Origin of the sequence: Glaciecola sp. KUL10 (genome assembly GCF_003203515.1) — a bacterium.
Classification (GTDB): domain Bacteria; phylum Pseudomonadota; class Gammaproteobacteria; order Enterobacterales; family Alteromonadaceae; genus Glaciecola.
In genome coordinates this window covers 35,559-55,635 of sequence record NZ_BGNG01000005.1, presented here as the reverse complement: position 1 = coordinate 55,635, position 20,077 = coordinate 35,559, and the positions used below count along the sequence as shown (strand labels likewise).

At 42.0% G+C, this 20,077-nt stretch carries 11 protein-coding genes; 7 read left to right on the top strand and 4 right to left on the bottom strand.

Features of this window, described 5'->3' with window-relative positions; genetic code table 11:
* The first annotated feature begins 26 nt into the window (after nt 1-26).
* Both KUL10_RS09855 and KUL10_RS09850 read left to right on the top strand, forming a co-directional pair.
* Nucleotides 27-2,273, top strand: coding sequence for a VCBS domain-containing protein (locus KUL10_RS09855; RefSeq protein WP_110428771.1), 2,247 nt, complete (start codon nt 27-29; stop codon nt 2,271-2,273).
* Between the two features lie 193 nt (nt 2,274-2,466).
* Nucleotides 2,467-3,999 carry a polysaccharide lyase family 7 protein gene (locus KUL10_RS09850; protein WP_158525363.1) on the top strand — a complete coding sequence of 511 codons (1,533 nt, stop codon included), beginning with the start codon at nt 2,467-2,469 and terminating at the stop codon, nt 3,997-3,999.
* Nucleotides 4,000-4,138: 139 nt separating this feature from the next.
* Here the strand turns inward: KUL10_RS09850 and KUL10_RS09845 are convergent, their stop codons facing one another.
* Together KUL10_RS09845 and KUL10_RS09840 are read right to left on the bottom strand one after the other, a co-directional pair.
* A complete protein-coding gene (locus tag KUL10_RS09845; protein WP_110428769.1) occupies nt 4,139-5,635 on the bottom strand; it encodes a tryptophan halogenase family protein in 1,497 nt (498 codons plus the stop codon).
* Nucleotides 5,636-5,794: 159 nt separating this feature from the next.
* Nucleotides 5,795-8,584, bottom strand: a complete 2,790-nt coding sequence (locus KUL10_RS09840) for a TonB-dependent receptor (protein WP_110428768.1) — start codon at nt 8,582-8,584, stop codon at nt 5,795-5,797.
* A 296-nt stretch (nt 8,585-8,880) separates the two neighbouring features.
* Here KUL10_RS09840 and KUL10_RS09835 point away from each other — a divergent pair, with 296 nt between their 5' ends.
* Nucleotides 8,881-9,900: a cupin-like domain-containing protein gene (locus tag KUL10_RS09835; protein WP_158525362.1), complete on the top strand. Its 1,020-nt coding sequence runs from the start codon at nt 8,881-8,883 to the stop codon at nt 9,898-9,900.
* 39 nt (nt 9,901-9,939) lie between these two features.
* On the opposite strand, the gene KUL10_RS09830 is transcribed toward KUL10_RS09835, so the two are convergent.
* Entirely contained in the window at nt 9,940-10,929 is a 990-nt protein-coding gene (locus tag KUL10_RS09830; RefSeq protein WP_110428766.1) for a polysaccharide lyase family 7 protein, read from the bottom strand.
* A gap of 299 nt (nt 10,930-11,228) precedes the next feature.
* Between KUL10_RS09830 and KUL10_RS09825 the strand changes: the two genes are divergently transcribed.
* The 3 genes from KUL10_RS09825 to KUL10_RS09815 all read left to right on the top strand — a co-directional run bounded on the left by KUL10_RS09825 (nt 11,229) and on the right by KUL10_RS09815 (nt 16,730).
* Nucleotides 11,229-13,526 carry a chondroitinase-B domain-containing protein gene (locus tag KUL10_RS09825; protein ID WP_110428765.1) on the top strand — a complete coding sequence of 766 codons (2,298 nt, stop codon included), beginning with the start codon at nt 11,229-11,231 and terminating at the stop codon, nt 13,524-13,526.
* Between the two features lie 2 nt (nt 13,527-13,528).
* Nucleotides 13,529-15,733, top strand: coding sequence for a heparinase II/III family protein (locus KUL10_RS09820; protein ID WP_110428764.1), 2,205 nt, complete (start codon nt 13,529-13,531; stop codon nt 15,731-15,733).
* 265 nt (nt 15,734-15,998) lie between these two features.
* Entirely contained in the window at nt 15,999-16,730 is a 732-nt protein-coding gene (locus tag KUL10_RS09815; protein ID WP_110428763.1) for a FadR/GntR family transcriptional regulator, read from the top strand.
* Between the two features lie 72 nt (nt 16,731-16,802).
* On the opposite strand, the gene ettA is transcribed toward KUL10_RS09815, so the two are convergent.
* On the bottom strand, nt 16,803-18,467 hold the full coding sequence (ettA, locus tag KUL10_RS09810) for an energy-dependent translational throttle protein EttA (RefSeq protein WP_110428762.1): 1,665 nt from the start codon (nt 18,465-18,467) through the stop codon (nt 16,803-16,805).
* Nucleotides 18,468-18,650: 183 nt separating this feature from the next.
* Here ettA and lpxD point away from each other — a divergent pair, with 183 nt between their 5' ends.
* A complete protein-coding gene (gene lpxD / locus KUL10_RS09805) occupies nt 18,651-19,679 on the top strand; it encodes a UDP-3-O-(3-hydroxymyristoyl)glucosamine N-acyltransferase (protein WP_110428761.1) in 1,029 nt (342 codons plus the stop codon).
* Nucleotides 19,680-20,077 lie beyond the last annotated feature (398 nt).

Below are 20,077 nucleotides of genomic sequence, written 5' to 3'. Positions count from 1 at the left end.
AAATTAAGAAATAGAGAACAAACAAAATGAAGAATTTTTATAAAATTAGTGTCTTAGCTGCGGCTATCTCACTGGCAGCATGCGGCGGTGATGATAACGCTGAAAATTTTCCTGGCTCACTAAGCATAGCCGGTAGCGCAACTGAAGGCTCAACACTGACAGCCACGCTAACTGACCAGAATGGTGTTTCAGGTGGAAATGAACAGTATAGCTGGTTTGCTAATGGCGTGCCTATTGCTGGTGCAAGTGCGAGTACTTTTGTAATTACTGCAGCACAAGATGGTGCTGACATCACTGCATCTGTTTTATACGAAGATGACGACGGTTTCGTTGAAGTTGCATCTTCTACAAACTCAATCACGGCGATTGCCAATTCGCCGGGTGAAATCACTATTAGTGGATCTCCTTCCGTAGGTGAAACATTAGTAGCTAACCTATCTGATGCAAATGGTTTCCCAGATAGTATTGCATTTACATGGACAGCAGATGATGTGGTTATCGACGGTGAAACCGGTGCATCGTTAGTACTGACTGATGCGCAGGTTGGCACAGCGATCGCGGTAAGTGCATCTTATACTGACAACAACGGTTTTACTGAAAGTGTAAGCTCAGCACCCACAAATCCAGTTTCGTTAATGAATAATGCAGCCGAGTTTTCTGGCTTAACTGCTACGATTTCGAACGACACGGAAACACTGACTGGCACGGTAACTGTTACCGACGCTGACGAAGGTGAAGCAAGTATCGTTGCCGAGACCGACACGGCAACTACGTTTGGTACATTCAGTATCGACGAACAGGGTGCGTGGACGTATACACTCGATACTGATAATGCCACAGTTGCTGCTCTACCTAGTGCTAGTGATACAGTAACTGACACCATTTCAATCGCATCTGCGGATGGTACAACAGCGGATTTAGTGATTACTATTACCGGTACTGATGCAAACCTTAATGTAGCTGTTATTCGCGATACTAATGACAGTGATACAGGTGAGTTGCGTTATGTATTACCAGAGGATTTATTATCTGGAAGCGTATCTCTATCATTTAACCGTGTATTTGAAGCGACTGATACAATTTCTGGGAATAGAAGAGACGGTTTTATTACGTTGTTTAATGAGTCAAATAGTACAAGTGGACAACGCGCTATTCTTGATTTACGTATCCGCAATGACGAATATCAAATCCGAGATCAAACCTTTGATATTACTGAAGTTCCTAAGCCAGGTGAATTCCAAGATGCTGTAATTACATGGGATGCGCCAGATGCAACGACGCCTCCAATGGTCACAATTACGATTGACGGCGTAAGTTTCACGACTGAAGCATTTGCTGCTCCTGAAAATGCAATTGGTGGTGTAAGTGCAATTGCATTTAGATTTGCTGACAACAGTTCGGTACTGCCTGAGGAAGCAACTTTCGCAGTAGATGATGTCAAAGTAACGTCAGACGTTGCAGCAACAACAGAAGTGTTTTCTGATGACTTCGAATCATATGCTATTGGTGATTCTCTAGACTCAGATAACGATGCTTCTCCATATAACTCGTCTACATCAGAAGCAAGTGTTGCTGCTCGTGGTGATTTCATTTCTCGCGGCGAAGGTTCGGGTAATCAAATTGCAACAATTACGGATACTGATTCGGGTGATACTGGTGAATTACGCTATCAATTTAGCGATGATTTACGCGCTGCTACTGGTGGTGTGTTAGCTGGTAAAGTATCTATGTCATTTAAGAAAGATGACGATGCAGTTGAAATCAATGATGCTTTCGAGCCTAAGGATGCTTATATCACGCTTTACAATACCTTAAACAGTGTTGGAAGCGGCCGCGCGATTGCGGATTTACGTATTCAGTCTGAGCAGTTTGTACTAAGGGATCAAGACGATATTACAGTTCCGGTTCCATTTAGACCGGGCGAGTGGCATGACGTTGAGATTTCATGGGAAGCGCCGGACGGTGATACGCCTCCAATGGTAACCGTAACTATTGACGGTGTGGCAGTGACTACTGAACCATTTATGTCTCCTGAAAATGCATTAGGTGGTGTAAGAGCGATTGCATTTAGATTTGCAGATAACACAGCAATTCTTCCAGCTGATATTACTTTCAACATCGATGATGTGAAGATTTATACCGATGCGGCTGGCACTGTACTAGAGTTTGAAGACGACTTTGAAGCTTATGCTGAAGGTGATTCTCTAGATACTGACAATGGAGCCTCTCCATATAACTCTTCTACTTTCCAAGCGATTGTTACCAAAGAGTAATGCTTAATAGCTTTTAAGCTACGCAAGTAAAAATAGCGCTCTTGCAGCGCTATTTTTTTTGCTTTTGAACAGACGTTTATGTCTTGTAGTGATAATGAGCAGCTTTTGCTAGTCACCATGTATGACACAATTATTTGATTGCTTAAATCACGATTTAGTTGAAGTAATCTTTAACAAAGATAAGGAAAACAAGATGAAAAAATATTTGTTTCTTGGATGTTCGATTCTAATTTTATCTGGATGTGGTGGCTCTTCCAGTTCAGAGCCTCCCGTTGCAGAGCCAGAGGTGCCGAGTCAACCTGATCCCACGCCAGATCCTGATCCAACTCCTGAACCATCTATTGCTGACCCACTTTTTCCGCCAAATTTAGCCGTAACAAGCTGCACTGGCTTGGACTACATTCAGATCGTCAGCGCAAGCAGTGATGATAATACAAATAGTGCTTTTCTGGCTAGCAACGTTATCGATGGTCAACTCGACAGAAATGGTAGTTGGATTACTGAACTACCCGATGCAACCGTAACACTAGATTTAGGCTTTAGGTACGAGGTTAAGCAAATTGGAAGTGCTTGGTTGAACGGTGAACAGTCTATCAATAGTTTTGATATTGAAATTTCTGAAGACGGCAGTGCATTCGAAACCATTGCAAGTTCGGTCGACTCGAGTGGTGAAACCGCATATTTTGATATAACGAATATTGAAGATACTCCTGCTCGCTTTATTCGCTTAACGAGCAAGGGCAGCGACACGGATGGTCGAACTGAACTAGCAGAAATCGCAGTGATGGGGTGTCCTTTAGATGTTGATAGTGCTCCAATTACAGAACAACCCGTGGATATCGCTCAGTTCAATTTGGACCCAAATGTGCCACCGGGTAGCAATTTCGATTTATTGTCGTGGGCACTCGATACACCAGAAGTTGACCCCAACGATGGTTTTTCATTAAGAGCGAGTGAACGTCAATTAGATGCTGGTTATGTGAGTGAGCAATACTTTTATACTGCCGAAGACGGCGGAATGGTCTTTGTGGCAACGGTAGATGGTGCTAAAACCTCTGCTAATACCTCTTTCACGCGTTCTGAATTACGCGGTATGCTCCGTCGTGGTGATACCAGTATTCGCACGCAGGGTGTGAATGAAAACAACTGGATATTAGGTTATCAGCCTGATCCACAAACGACAGTTGGTGGTCGCGGCGGTCGCATGACAGCCACATTAAAAGTGGACGAAGTCACTACTACCGGTTCGCAGCTTCATGAAGGCCGTGTAATCGTAGGTCAGATTCACGCTGATGACGATGAACCCATTCGTTTGTATTACAAGAAATTTGAAAACAATGAACGCGGTTATATCTACTTTGCTCACGAATTACGCGGCGGCGATGATTTATGGCTCATGGTTGTGGGTGATGAATTAAGTAGCGACCAATCACATCCCACCATTACCAATAATCCTTCGCAGGGCATTGCATTAGGCGAGGTATTCTCTTATGAGATTGACCAACGTGGAGCACGCATTGATGTCATTATCAGAAGAGGGAATTTGAATGGCCCGATTATCGGTTACAACTACGTCGATATGAACGAACGCGGAAGCGGTTACGACATTATTGAAGAGTGGAATTATTTCAAAGCCGGTGCGTATTCACAAAACAATACGGGTGATGGTGATGATTTTTCTAAGGTGACGTTTTATCAGTTAAATACTGAGTATGGGCCTCAATAAACAACTTTCATAAAATTTGTGCCGCAAGGACGCGGCGCTAAAGCGGCATGGATGCCCGTGTGCGTTTTTATGAAAGCGAATGGGCTTATATGGTAAAAGCTGAATATTACATACGAAGTGCGATGCAAAGTCATCCAAATCAGCCCGCAAACCCAGCAAATTTTTCCAAAAACAAATCATGCGACGGCAACTTCGGTAGCGGCTCGTTTTTAATTTCTTTTAAGCGACGCAAAAACTCAAACAGATCAGCTTCACTCATTGAGTTTGCCAAAGGATGGTAGTCTTGAGGTTCAATACCTTGACCAAGCATGACTTGAAGCCAAGAACTTTCATGAAATAAGTCATTAAACTCCCGAACTATCTTGCCAGATTCTCTAAACAAATCCATTTTGTGTTGCAACAAAGATGGGATTTCCATTTCTCTCACATCACGCCAAAACGGCGCGTCTGTTCTCTCGTTTAATGTATAGTGCAAAATAATAAAATCACGAATTTGTTCGTATTCTAATTTAGATTGAGCGTTGTACTCATTGATGTTGCTCTGTGACATACCGTCATGCGGAAACAGTTGTATTAGCCTAGTCACCGCAGATTGGATCAAATGAATACTGGTTGACTCCAAAGGCTCTAAAAAGCCACTTGATAAACCAACAGCCACGACGTTTTTATGCCATTGCTTACGTCTTCTGCCGGTTTTAAATCTAATATGGTTGGGTTCACTTAGCGCTTTCGCATCAAGGTGTTTAAGTAAAAAGTCTTCTGCTTGCTCTTTGTTTAAATGAGCGCTGCTATAAACTAAGCCATTGCCATTCCTATGTTGCAGCGGTATACGCCACTGCCAACCAGCTTCACGCGCAATTGAACGGGTAAATGGTGCTGTTTGCTCATGTCGTTCTGAAGCAATTGCAACTGCGCTATCACACGGGAGCCAATGTGACCAATCTTCAAACCCTGCATTTAGCGTTTGTTGGATCAATAATCCTCTAAAGCCAGAGCAATCAATAAATAAATCTGCTTGCACTTCTTTGCCATTTTCTAGCTTTAAACGAGTAATATTGCCACTTTGCTCGTCTTGAAGAATCTTTTCAACACGGCCTTCAGTGCGCACTACGCCCATTTGTTCAGAAAGTTTTCGAAGGTAACGGGCATACAGACCCGCATCAAAATGATAGGCGTAGCTCAAATCCAATACGGGGTCTTTTGCGTTAATCTGTGCAAATTTATTCTCTTTACAGCACAAGTAATTAAGGTCGTATTCCCAAAGTGATTCTTTTAGACCTAGCGTCTTTGCGCGTTTCCAAAAGTGATGAAAGTGGCAAAATGCCATTGAACGACCAGGCGCGCCAAAAGTATGAAAGTAGCTTTCGCCATTTACTCGCCAGTTTTCAAATTTAATTGCCAACTTAATGGTGGCTTTTGTTTCGCGTAAAAACTCGGCTTCATTGATGCCTAAAACTTGATTTACTTTTTGAATCGGCGGGATAGTGGCTTCGCCCACGCCAACCGTTCCGATTTGCTCAGATTCTACTAATTCTACATCAACGGTTGTTCCCAACACCTTTTTTAATAGCGCTGCAGATATCCACCCAGAGGTACCGCCACCTAATACTGCGACTTTTTTTACCTGTGTTTGCATGTCGATGTATCCTTTTTACTTTTTTTAAAACAATGATTTTGCTAGTTTATAAGCACCAAAGACTAAGTGTTCACTCTGTATTATAAAGCGCTTATTGAGGCAAAAAGCCCACCAAAGGTGGGCTTTATTTAGCTTTGTAGAATATCACAAAACCTTAACTTAGAACTCGTAATTGAAACCAAGTAAGAAGTTGCGACCAAAGCGTTGGTACTGAGTGATCAAACGTGGGTCTGTGTCACTTGTTTGAACCGTTTCTTCGTCTGTTAAGTTTTGAGCTTGTAGCGTGATACGAAGTCCTTCAAGAGCTTCAATACCTGATTCACTAAAGTCATAGCCAATTTGTGCGTCTACCAATGTTGAACCTTGGTCAACGGTTTCGTCAAGACGTAGGCTTAAACCACGTACTTCAGTTGTAAACTCATCGCGTTTACGGGCTGAAATACGCACTTCAAAACCGGCTCTTTCATAGAATGCTGTCATTTGGTAGCTTTCTTCAGATAGGCCTGGAACACTAGTGCCGTCTGTGAATTCACCGTCTAAGAAAGTTGCACTACCGAATAAACCAAGACCTGCAAGCGTGTCGCTAAACATCGCAAATGGCAAGCTAGCTTGGAACTCGTAACCACGCACATAACCTTCTAATCCATCGTTAGTTTGGTTAACTAGGCCAGTGAAAATGGCCGGAGAAACACCGTTAGCACTTTGATGGAATTCAGGAATATATACCGCGCTAAAGTCTTGCACGTTATCTTGTGTTCTATGCCAGTTTTTGATGTCTTTGTAGAAGAAAGCCGCACCAAAGAAGCCTTCATCGTCAAAGTAATTTTCATATGCGATATCAAACTGGTTACTTTCGTAGTTTTTAAGCAATGGGTTACCAGAGCTTCCAGACCAAGCACTACGCTGAGGATCAGTTGACGTGATTCGAGTCTCATCAAACGAGAAACTAGCCTGATTGTTTGGACGCATATCGTCCATACGAGGGCGAGAAATTGTTTTTGAAGCAGCTAAACGAACGAACTGACCTTCAAGTACTTCTAACGCTAGGTTAAAGCTTGGTAATAGGTCGGTGTAGTCATCTCCACCTTCAACAGGTGTCGCTTCGCTCAGTCCTGCTGCGTTAGTGATAACACTAAAGCCAGTAGCACTTTGGTCTGCACTCATTGCTTGTAAGCCGAAGTTACCACGTAAGTACATATCACCAATAAAGGTATCGATGTCCGCACGTACCCACATTGACGTTAGTTCTTCTTCAACTACGTAAGTGTCACCTAGGCGAGAGTTGTCTGTTAGGTTTGCATTAAACTCGGTGTAGAAACCGCTGTTGAATAAACCCAAGCTGTCATATGCTAAAATACCGCCAATACCGATAAATCCAAGGTCAACTGTACCTAACACCTCAGGTATAGCATCTTCACCAGGGTAGGCAGGTGCACGCAAGAAAATACCGTCATTGACTTTAGACTTAGAACGGTCAGAGTATGCAAAGCCAGCTTCAACGCCAGAAATTATGCCGTATTCGACAACACCGTTTAAGGTGAAGCGAAGTGAATCTAAATCTTCTTCAAATGCAGGGCGGTTAACAAAACCGTCTTGTCCGTCGCTGCCTGTTATAGCAGAACCCCAAGCTTGTGGGCCAGCTAGCTTGATCAGGTTAGGGTCGGTCAAATCAACACCCGGAAGCGTTGGGTGAGCGCCAAACATAATGCCAGTAGCCGTTTGTGTCCAACTTCTCGCTGATAATGGGCGACCATCAATTCCAGCACGACCAACGCCTGAATAGCTTTCTATGTCAGTAATCGTTTTTTCAACGCTACCTGTTGAAATATCTAAATCAGCTGACCAGTAATCGTTAATTTGATACTCAACGTTAAGACCAAATGTCTTAAGTTCTGCATCTTGTTCTGACACGTCGTTGCGCACAACAGAATGAAATCCATCATGGAATCCAGCAGTGACTAATCCATCTTGAACTTCCGTGACTGTATAGTCTACGCCACCCCATACAGGGCCACCTTCTTCCAAGCCACGCTTTGCATTTTGCTCATTAAAATCGATAAATAGCGCGTCGAATTTAACTTCTAAATCATCTGTTGGTTGATATTGAACAACCGCTGCAAGTGAATCACGTTTTAATAAACCAGAACGGAAAAATGAATCATGACCGCCATAGATAAGTGTGCCCTCAGGGACATCAACTTGGTCGCGATCGTTTGTTGTGCTTGCACCAGGATATCCCCAACCACGGAAGTGCTCTTCTTGGCTTGGCGATTCTAGTGAAGCAAAAGTAACCGCTACACCCAATGTATCGTCAGCAAAAGAGTCTACAAAGTTGAGAGAGAAACGATGACCTTGGTCGTCAAAGTCAGGGTTTTGTGAATCAATTTGGTTTTGTTCTAAAGAGCCATTAAATACGATTGTGCGATCTTTACCAATTGGGTTGATAGTCTGTAAATCGACAGTACCACCAATACCTTGGTTTAATAGGCCAGCTTCAGGTGTCTTGTATACAACAACGTTCGCTATGATTTCAGAAGGGTATAAATCAAATTCAACACCACGGTTGTCACCCATACCAAGCAATTCACGACCGTTTAAGCTTGTTGCTACATAGTTTTCGTTAAAACCACGTACTGATAAGCCTGATGTGCGTCCGTTTCTTCGCTCACCTGCAATACCAGGTAGACGAGCAAGTGATTCAGCGATACTTGTATCTGGTAACTTACCGATATCTTCAGCTGAGAGCACTTCTACAAATGAAGTGTTATCTTGCTTAAGTGCTTGTGCACGGATAAGAGAACCTCTTATGCCTGATACTTGGATAATTTCTACGTTAACACTTGGCTCGTCGCTTTGAGCGTCTGTTTCTTGTGCAAAGCCATTTGAAGCGTATGCTAATCCGCTAGTCATTAGCGCTGCGCAGATTAGATTGGGTTTAAATTTTTTCATTATGTCTTGATCCTGTGGTGTGTGAACGATTTCGAATCTTTATCAAAAGACTTCAAAAATCTGACATGAATGTTACAAACCCACACTTTTATTAGCAATCCGTTTACATTTACTACATACGTATTCATAACGTCGGTCATCAAAAATGCATACGTATTCATAATTATTCAGGTGAAAATTAAACAAATTATTAACATATCCAGAGGGCGTATTTAGATTTTAAAAGGCTTGATTTTTACATTAATTACCTAAATGCTATGCCCGTTTTTAAAACTAAAATTAGGCCTAGTTACTATATGCTTAAACTCCGACCAAGCGAGTTATCTGCGCCAAACGAATACCATGACTTGAGTCGTGATGAATTTGAAGCGCTCATACAGAATACTTATCAACCATTCGTTATAAGACGGGTTGCAAAGGATTGGCCAATCGTTACTGCCTCAGATGATGCGTTTCGATATCTCCAAACTCAAGCCAGAGAGAGTGACAGTGAGATTGAAAATGTTCGATTGACAAGAGTGCCAAAATCGTCTCAAAAAAAGATGTTTTACAGAGAAGACATGAGGGCAATGAACTTTGGAATCGCAGAATTGAGTCTAAAGAATTGCTTTGCTCGCATGGAAAGAAAAATCGACGATGCCGATTATGCGGTTCAAAGTACACCACTTTCGAAGTTATTCAAAAGCATGTTAAAGCAGCATCACACGCATCTACTTGATAGCTTTAGAAAGCCACTAATTTGGTTTGGACATGGTTTAAAAATTGCTGCTCATTTTGATGAGGCAGATAATCTAGCTATCGTCGGCGCGGGTAAACGGCGCTTTACCTTATTCCCACCAGAGCAAATTGCTAATCTATATGTGGGTCCTATTGATCATACTCCTGCTGGCCAGGCTGTCAGTTTAGTTGACATAAACCAACCCGATCTTAATCGCTTCCCCAACTATGTTTATGCATATGAAAATGCTTTGTCGGTTGAATTGAATGCAGGAGACGGTATTTTTATACCAACACCTTGGTGGCACCACGTGGAAGCGCTTAGCAAATTTAATGTGTTACTCAATTATTGGTGGTCAGACCGTCGAGTTTCGACCGCTACACCTGTTGTCGCGTTGCTTCATGCAATACAAAGCTTTAACACTATGGAGAGCAATAGAAAAGAAGCTTGGAAAACCCTGCTAGGGCATTACTTGGGAGAACCAGAAAAGGTAAGAGGGCATATTCCAGAACATGCCCAAGGGATATTATCTGATATGGATATCGACCTTATTAAAAACTTAGATGCCTATATCAAACAAGAACTTAACAAACGTTAGTGTTTTTTGGAGCTTAAAAAATGAAACAATAAACCTTGTTTAATAATCATATCCTTGATGTTCATTTTTAATATGGTAGAAGGTAGCTTGGACAAAGTCATTGTCTTCACCGCCATTATTTTGGTTGTACACACCTGCTTTAAAATACATGTATTGGTTTGATTTTCCGTATCCGCTTTCGCTCATATCAACCGTTTTAGTAATGTTTGGTTTGCCTTGTCGAATAAGAGTGACGGTAAGATCATCTTTCACGACACTTATTTTGTATGAAAACAGTTCGTTGAGTTCGATCCCGTCTTCGGGGTCTGATAGGGTATGAGAGCGAGAGCCAACTAGGTTTATCCAAATATCATCCCCCCCATTAATCTCGTGTGCAAAGTATACTGAGCCCTTCGTGTTACCGGGTAGTTTGCGATAATAAAGCCGAATTGGCTCGTCTTTTATGGCATGTATTTGACCAACGATCACACGTCCTACCATTTTAATATCACCAGTCGTCGACACTCTATTGACTGCCAATGTAGCTTCTAAACTGCCGTCAACACCACCTGCTTTGCGCTGACCTGAACGATGCATTGAGCTAAACACCCAATTATTTTTATTAACACCTTGTGTTTTAATTGATTTGTTACCGCGACGAAGCATTTCACGTAATTCTGTTCGGGTGTATTTAGTGTTTTTTGAAGTTTTAGCACCTTTATTGGGAGCAACGAACACTAAGCCCCCATCGTTTCCTGTAAAAAACAAAGGCTTTAATTCAAATCCATTTGCCAAAAAAGGTTCTTGGATGGTGTCTGCCTTTCCATCTTTATTAGTGTCGATAGGCAGTGTTAGGTGCCAATCGATTAGTTCGAAATTTTCACTCGGCTTCTTCCTTGCTTTCACAGCGTCGATATCACCTAATAAAACACCATCGGCCAGTATTTCGTGGTCGTAAGCAGTTACGAGGCTGGGCGTTGAAAGAGAAATGATAGCGACTCCGCCTAAAAGTAGCTTCATGAGCGTTTGTTGAAGAAATTTCGAATACATTAAAAACCTCAATAAATGAAAACAAGTTCGATTGAACAAGCTGTTATTTAAGCGTTAATCACGCAACATCTTGCTAACACATAGTGCATGATACATAAAAAACATGGTATTACCAATAAATTCAATATTGGTAATATTTTAAATTTTAATTGGTATTAATAAAGGTTGACAATTATGCGATACATTGTTTACATATTAGTATCAAATGTATGACATTTTATTGTCGTTCATGAGTGCGTGTTTTTTGAACAGTGCTCGAATCAAAAATAATAATGATTAACGAAAAAGGTAGTGAAGTAATGAAGGGTACAAAATCAGCGGTATTAGTTCTCTCACTATTAGCCGTGATTGGCCTCAGTGCTTGTGTAGGGTCAAACGAGACGAAAACCAAATCGTCAATTGAGTTACCACAAGGTCACGTTTTAGTAGCCGACCAAATTGCTTTCAACAAGGCGATGGAAAACGCTCAACCTGGACAAACCATTGTACTCGCAAACGGTGTCTGGGAAGACTTTGAAATGTTGGTTCAAGGCAAGGGTACCAAGGAGTCACCGATAGGCGTAAGCGCACAAACTGAAGGTGAGGTTATATTGTCAGGGCTTTCTAACCTTAGTTTGTATGGTGAGCACCTTGTCGTGTCTGGTTTAGTATTCAAAGACGGTTATAGCCCGACTGGTTCTGTTATTTCCTTTAGAAAGAGCGGAGATAAACTAGCAAATCATTCAAGAGTGACTCGCACAGTCATCGACAATTTCTCTAACCCAGATAAATTTAGTTCTGACAATTGGGTTGCAATGTATGGCCGATACAATCGCTTTGATCACAACCATCTTGAAGGTAAAAGTAACGCTGGTGTTACAATGGCTGTTCGCTTAAATAGTGTCGCAAGCCAAGAAAACTATCATCAAATTGATCACAACTATTTTGGTCCTCGCCCTATTTTAGGCTCCAATGGCGGTGAGACGCTTAGAGTCGGAACCAGTAAATACTCACTGAGCAATTCCTTTACAGTTGTAGAGAACAATTATTTTGACCGGGCAAATGGCGAAGTCGAAATTATTTCGAATAAATCAGGCAGCAATACTTTTAGAAATAATACCTTTTTTGAGTCTCGTGGCACATTAACACTTCGTCATGGAAATGGGAATTTAGTGGAAGGCAATGTGTTTTTAGGTAATGGCAAAGACCACACGGGTGGTATTAGAGTTATCAACGCTGATCAAACGATTCGCAATAACTACATGGAAGGTCTAACGGGTATAAGGTTTGGAGGCGGTTTTGTTGTATTAAATGGTGTGCCGAACTCTAGAATCAATCGCTATCATCAAGTTAAAAATACAGTAATCGAAAATAACACTTTAGTTAACTTATCTAATATCAACCTTGCAGCAGGTAGCGACGCCGAACGCACAGCCGTGCCTATCGACAGTGCGTTTAAAAACAATCTAGTTGTCAGTGAAGGTGAACAACCATTTAAAATTTTTGACGATGTCTCTGGTATCACGTTTTCTGGCAATTTAACAAATGCTGATATGCCGGAACAAATAGCGTCAGGTTTCGTCAAACAAGCGATCAAGGTTGAGCGTGCTGCTACAGGCTTACTTGTGAATACCGAAGCTGCTTCAAAAGGAGTTGGCGCAAGTTTGACACTCCGCCCAATTGACAAAAATAAGACAGGTGTAAGTTGGTACCCTAAAGATACGCAATTAGTTGAGTTTAGCAGTGGAAATGAAGTGACGGTCGACAGTCCACAAGGTCTTGTTGATGCCGTTGCAAATGCAAACGCGGGCGATGTTATCAAGCTTGTTGCTGGTGAATACGAAATGGTTAAGCCACTTATAGTCGATACTACTGTGACCATCATGGGTAGCGGTGAAAAGGCTGCGGTAGTTTACCCAATGCGAACCCTACTAGCAGAAATCAGTGATGGTGGTAGTCTTAAACTTCACAACTTAGTCATCGACGGAGAAAAGGCACCAGATGCGGCTGGTAATGTTTTAGTTCGCAATACTCGACTTCCTACCTTAAAAAATTATCGCTTGAGCTTCGACAACGTAATTGTGCGAAATTTAAACGTCAACCACTCAGCACACGTGTTTGATGCGGGTTATCGCAGCATGGCTGATCGAATTACGATTACCGATAGTGTTTTTGAAAACATCACGGGAGACATTCTTAGATTAAATAAAGAGCAGGATGACTTAGGCATCTACAATTTAGAGTATCTGACTATTAGTAACTCTCAGTTTAAAGATATTCAAGGCGCGGTTGCTAAAATCTATCGGGGTGGGACTGACGAAAGTACATTTGGACCACATGTATTTGTTGAGAATAGTCGTTTTGAAAACATCGCTAAAGGCAAGCGCAATAAACACCAGGCGAGCTTTTATCTTCATGGCGCACAAGATACTGATTTGTTGAACAACGAGTTCGTTGACTTGATGCCAATAATCATCGAACACACTGTTGGTGAGCCACAAACGCTAGTCGCAAACAATTCATTTATAGACGTTGAACTGCCTAAGGTCACAGAAGTGTTTACCAAGGGTGATTCAACGGCAGTATTAAGAAATAACACAGTAAAAGGAAGCAAGTAGTCATGAAGCACATAGTTGTTTTGGTTTTAAGTTTATTTGCACTTGCATCATGCACGCAAGCAGTGAGTGGGCCAGATGTACAAAAATCACGAACTTACCTACTAGAGACCCAAGAACAAGTTGATAGCATGCGTTCGCAGTTGCTTAACAATGGCCGTTTTTCTGAGGCATTCTTGGCCCAAAAAGCGTTGATTGATGCGAAACTAACTCAAGAAATAAATGTGCCTTTACCAAAAGATGCTGGTGGTGGTTACACGCATGAAGTTCACAAAAAGAACTATGCAGATATGTACAACGCGGGGCGCTTGTATGTGCTGACTCAAGAGCAAAAATACGCTGATTACGTGACGCGTATTTTAATGGAATACGCAAACATGTATCCAACTTTGCCTTTGCATCCAAAACAAAAAGAGCAGTCTCCTGGGAAGTTGTTTTGGCAAAGCTTGAACGAGGCAGTGTGGTTAGTTTATACAAGCCAAGCATACGATGCAGTAAAACATGCAGTTTCAGAAAAAGACCAAGCATTTATAAAGACTAACCTGTTTGAACCTATGGTTGACTACCTTTCTGAACAGTCTCCACAAACGTTTAATAAAATCCATAATCACGGCACATGGGCGACAGCTGCTGTTGGTATGATTGGTTATGTGTTAAATAATCAAGAATGGGTAGAAAAGGCGCTATATGGCCTAGATAGAAACGGTGACGCTGGTTTTATGAAACAACTTGATATGTTGTTTTCACCACAAGGTTATTACAACGAAGGCCCATATTACCAACGCTATGCGTTAATGCCATTTGTACTGTTTGCACAAGCGGTAGAGACTAATCAACCTGAGCGCAAGATTTTTGAGTACAGAGATGAAATTTTGCTAAAGGCAATTAATACTACGATTCAACTTAGTTACAACGGCCTATTCTTTGGTATTAATGACGCGATAAAGGATAAAGGTATCGACACGAGTGAACTCGTTCACGGCGTTGCAATTGCTTACAATAAGACGGGCGAAAAGGGTTTATTAACCATCGCTGATAAACAACAGCAAACCCTATTGACTGGTTATGGTCTTCAAGTGGCCAATGATTTAGATAAGGGCATGGCTACTCCATATCCCTTTGCTTCAATAAACTTTGGCGACGGTGTTAATGGTGACGAAGGATCGCTGGTTGTGTTTCGTCAGAACCAGTTAGAAGATCATCAAACACTTGTCTTTAAGGCAACTTCTCAAGGATTAGGCCACGGTCACTTCGATAAACTGCATTGGATGTTTTATAACAAAGGTGAAGAAATCGTATATGACTACGGAGCGGCTCGCTTCCTAAACATCGAGGCAAAATATGGCGGTCATTACCTTCCTGAGAATAAGTCTTATGCTAAGCAAACCATCGCACACAACACACTAGTTGTAGACGAAATAAGTCATTTTAAAGGGAACACTAAAACCGGTAATCGCTTTCACCCAGAAGTGTTATTTGTTGAAACTGATGAAGAAATTCAAGTGGCTTCTGCGAAAATCGATGAAGCATATGACGATGTCAACTTTACCAGAACTCAAGCTATGATAAACACAAAAGAAGGCAAGGTTTTCGTGCTTGATATATTAGATGTAGCCTCCGAATCTAGTCACCAGTATGACGTGCCGGTTCATTTTATTGGTCAGTTCATTGACTCTACGGTGACATTGGAAGCAAACACACTAGAGCAGAAACCGCTCGGCGATAAAAATGGCTATGAGCACCTATGGCTTCAAGCTAAAGGTAAGGTTGAACAGCCACTTGCCAAAGTGACCTGGTTGAAAGATAAAACGTTTTATACACACGCTACTGTTCAATCAACGAATCATGAACTTTTGATGACGCGCATTGGCGCTAATGATCCAAACTTCAATTTAATTGCCAATCAGGCGTTGATTAACCGTGTTTCAGATGCGTCAAATCATCAATTTTTGAGCTTGCTAGAAGTTCACGGTGAATACAATGCTAGACAGGAGTTTACGATAGCGAGCCATAGTCAGCTAGCGACTCTAAAAAATGTGAGTTCAGCTGCAAGTAATGGTGTAGCTTTGTATGAAGTCACGTTTAAAACAGGCGAAGCTTATTTGATAGCGATTGCGCAAGACGCACAGTCAGAAAACGCATCGAAAACCTTCACTTTTAACGATTCAGAATACACGATCGTAGGTCAAGTTGAGTTAATTCGAATCTAATTCCTACCAGTTGTATGTGTGCCCCTGTTAATACAGGGCTTTCAAGAGGCTTATATTCGTATAGGCCTCTTTTTTATTTTGTAAAACCAGCCCACTAAAATGTTATTACCAATGATAAAGTTATTGGTAATGTTACTTAAATGGGTTATTCTTTACATATGGACACTTTATGTTATCAAGTCTTTTGTTAAGTCTTTAAAATCATTAAGCAAAAGTCTAGTTTTATAGTAAGAAAGTTAAAAGAATTATTCAAAAAGGTTACAAAATGAAAACCCGTCGCATGTTTTGGCATATTGTCGAAAAAATCGAAGCATTAATAGATTCTGGTTTATACCCACCTGGCAGTCGTTTGCCACCAGAGCGTGAGCTAGCAGAAACTTTTGATGTAAGTCGACCGACAATTAGAGAAGCAATCATAGCGTTAGAAGTTAGGGGAAGAGTAGATGTTAAAACTAGCTCTGGCGTTTATGTTTTAGAGCAAGTAAACCAAAGCGAACAAGAAGCAAATGTCAGTCCATTTGAATTAACGCAAGCGCGCGCTTTGGTTGAAGGTGAGGCGGCAGCTTTGGCAGCTCAGGCAATTACTGAAGAAGAATTGAAGGAGCTTGAGCGTACCCTGCAAGAAATGGAAAAAGGCGCTCACCCTGAAAAAGCAGATAGGGAATTCCATTTAATTATTTCTACAGCAACGCGCAATAATGCCATTCTACTTGCGGTTAAGAAATTTTGGCAGTTAAGAGATAGTCAACCTGAGATCAAAACTGCGTATAAATCAGTGTGTGACACCAGCGACAAGGATCGCCTTGATGAGCACAAAGCCATTGTCGACGCACTCAAGAATAAAGACGCTGCGGGCGCGAGAGCGGCTATGCATGCTCATTTTAATCGTCTAATAAATACACTTTTTGAAATGAGTGAAGCCAAAGCGCTAGAAGAAGTCAGAAAGAAATCTAATGAGACGCGTGGGCTTTATTCCTTGAATCATTTGGTTAATTAAATCGTTAAGTAAACCTTGTTAGCATATGACTAATACAAAAACGGCGCATGAAGCGCCGTTTTTTGTTTTTCGTTAATCAATACTTTTATATTTCAATCGATGAGGTTGAACAACATCCGCACCATGGGTTTCTTTCAACCAAGCTTCATACTCATTATAGTTACCTTCGTAGAAATTGGTTTTACCTTCATCTCGGTAATCAAGAATGTGAGTGGCGACTCTATCCAAGAACCATCGATCGTGTGATATCACCATTACGCAACCCGGAAATTCTAAGATCGCATTTTCTAATGCGCGCAGTGTTTCAACGTCTAGATCGTTGGTTGGCTCATCCAGAAGCAAGGTGTTACCGCCCGCTTTTAGCAGCTTAGCCAAATGCACTCGGTTGCGCTCTCCACCTGATAAATCTTTGATGAATTTTTGCTGGTCGGTACCTTTAAAGTTAAAGCGACTGCAATATGCGCGGCTATTTATTTCAAAGTTTCCAATGCGAATAATATCCTGACCGTCAGAGACTTCTTGGAAAACGGTTTTGTTCCCATCCATGTGATCTCTAAATTGATCGACACTCGCAATTTGAACGGTTTCACCGACGATAACTTCACCTGAATCGGCTTGCTCTTGACCCGTTAGCATTCTAAATAGCGTTGATTTACCTGCACCGTTTGGACCGATAATTCCTACGATAGCGCCTTTAGGTACCACGAAGTTCATGTCGTCGATTAAGACCCTGTCGCCATAGGACTTTTTCAGCTTCTTGACTTCAATAACTTGGTCGCCCAAACGCTCACCTGGTGGGATAAATAATTCGTTTGTTTCGTTGCGCTTTTGATAATCGCCAGTGTTCAACTCTTCAAAACGCGCCATACGCGCCTTGCTTTTTGCTTGACGACCTTTAGGGTTGCTTCTCACCCATTCAAGCTCTTGCTTGATTGATTTTTGGCGTGCGTTTTCGCTACGCTCTTCTTGTTCTAAGCGTGCATCTTTTTGTTCTAGCCAGCTTGAATAGTTACCCTCCCATGGAATACCTTCACCACGGTCTAGTTCAAGTATCCATCCCGCAACGTTGTCTAAGAAATAACGGTCGTGGGTAATGGCAACGACGGTCCCCTCGTAGTCGTGTAGGAATCTTTCTAGCCAAGCGACCGACTCGGCATCCAAGTGGTTAGTGGGTTCGTCTAGTAATAACATTTCTGGCTTTTCTAGCAACAAACGACAAAGGGCCACTCGACGCTTTTCACCACCCGAAAGCTTGCTTACATCGGCATCCCACGGCGGCAGGCGAAGTGCATCTGCTGCGCGTTCAAGCGCGTTTTCTAAATTATGACCGTCTTTGGTTTGAATGATTGATTCCATTTCGCCTTGTTCTTTAGCAAGGGCGTCAAAGTCAGCATCTGGCTCTGCATATGCAGCATATATTTCATCAAGTCTTTTCAATGCATGCGCGACATCGGCAACTGCTTCTTCGATATTGCCTCTTACGTCTTTGCTTTCATCTAACTTGGGTTCTTGCGGTAAATAACCAATTTTTAGATCAGTTTGAGGCCTAGCTTCACCTTCGATTTCAGTATCTACACCGGCCATTATTCTGAGCAAAGTAGATTTACCTGCGCCATTTAAACCCAATACGCCAATTTTCGCGCCTGGGAAAAAACTCAGTGAAATGTTCTTTAAAATATGTCGATTGGGTGGGACAATTTTGCCCACGCGATGCATGCTATATACGTATTGAGCCATAGTCTTCTCATATTGGTTTCATGTTATCGTTCTATTCTAATTGACAATGCCCATTCAGTGCTACTTTGTTTGTGTGTTATATTCTATAAAAAACTGCGTAAAAAATTGTTTGTCGGCTTTATATTCGTTTGCACGGGCGCACGAAAAGTAACACACAAGCGTAAACAGGGGACTCAACTTAAAATGACTCAAGCCTTTTCTTTGGGTGAAATCGCTCAACATATACAGGGTAAACTTGTTGGAAACAGTGATTTGATGATCACAAAAATGAACACGCTTGCGTCGGCAACGGGTGAACAGCTGTCTTTCCTTTCCAATTCGAAATACAAGGCAGATTTAGCAAACTCTAAAGCGGGCGCGGTGATCTTGAATCAAGCAAATGCCAGTGCATTTGAAGGCAATGTGATTATTTGTGATGACCCTTACGTCGCATTTGCAAAGGCTTCTCAATTATTAGATAGCACCCCTTCACTAGATGAAGGTATTTCAGACGCCGCAAATATTCACCCAAACGCTACTATTGGTGAATGTGCCAAAATCGCTGCAGGCGTAGTGATCGAATCGGGTGCTGTTATTGGAGACCGCGTAAGCATTGGCGCGAATAGTTTTGTCGGTAAAAATGCGGTGTTGGGAGACGATGTAAATTTAAGAGCCAACGTCAGCATCTATCACTCGGTGCAGTTAGCTGATGGTGTATCTGTGCACAGTGGAACGGTCATTGGTTCTGACGGTTTTGGCTATGCAAACGATAAAGGGCAGTGGGTTAAAATTCCTCAAACGGGCTCAGTAGTCGTGGGAAAAAACACCGAGATTGGTGCGAATACCTGCATTGACCGCGGCGCACTCGATGACACAGTGATTGGCGCAAATGTGATTATCGATAATTTGGTACAAATCGCACACAATGTCACTATTGGCGATGGTTCCTGTATTTGCGGCGGTACCGGTATTGCGGGCAGTACAAATATCGGTAAATATGTAGTCTTGGCGGGTACTGTTGTCGTGAATGGACATATTGATATTTGTGACAAAGTGCAAGTAACGGGATTCAGCATGGTGACTAAAAACATTACCGAACCTGGCGTATATTCCTCTGGCATGCCCGCGCTTCCGACTCGAGATTGGCAACGAAACACTGTGCGACTTCGCCAAATCGACAAACTATATGACCGCGTAAAAGCACTTGAAGCGTTTAACGCTAACAAAAGCTAACCTCTAACAGCGTTCTTCGTAAGTAATATTCAGCTTTTACCAGATAAGCATTTCCCCTTTATAAAACCACTTTACGGCATCCATGCCCGTTTCTAGCGCCACGTCCATTTGGCACAAGATTTTATAAAGGGGAAACGCTCATCTGGCGCGCTGAATGTTCTTTAGTAATGCTTGCTCTAAAGTTTGATTGAATGGTTGTTGATTGACGAGATTCCTTCATTCGAAGGAATGACGATCAAATTTGCAACATCGAAGAAACGTCATCCTCGCGAATGCGAGGACCTCCTTGGAACTCTTCCATGTTCACCACAAAGAAACGTCATTCCCTTGAAAAAGGGAACCTCCTTGGACCCCATCATAGTTAACAACAAAGAAATATCATTTCAGTAAAAGCGATA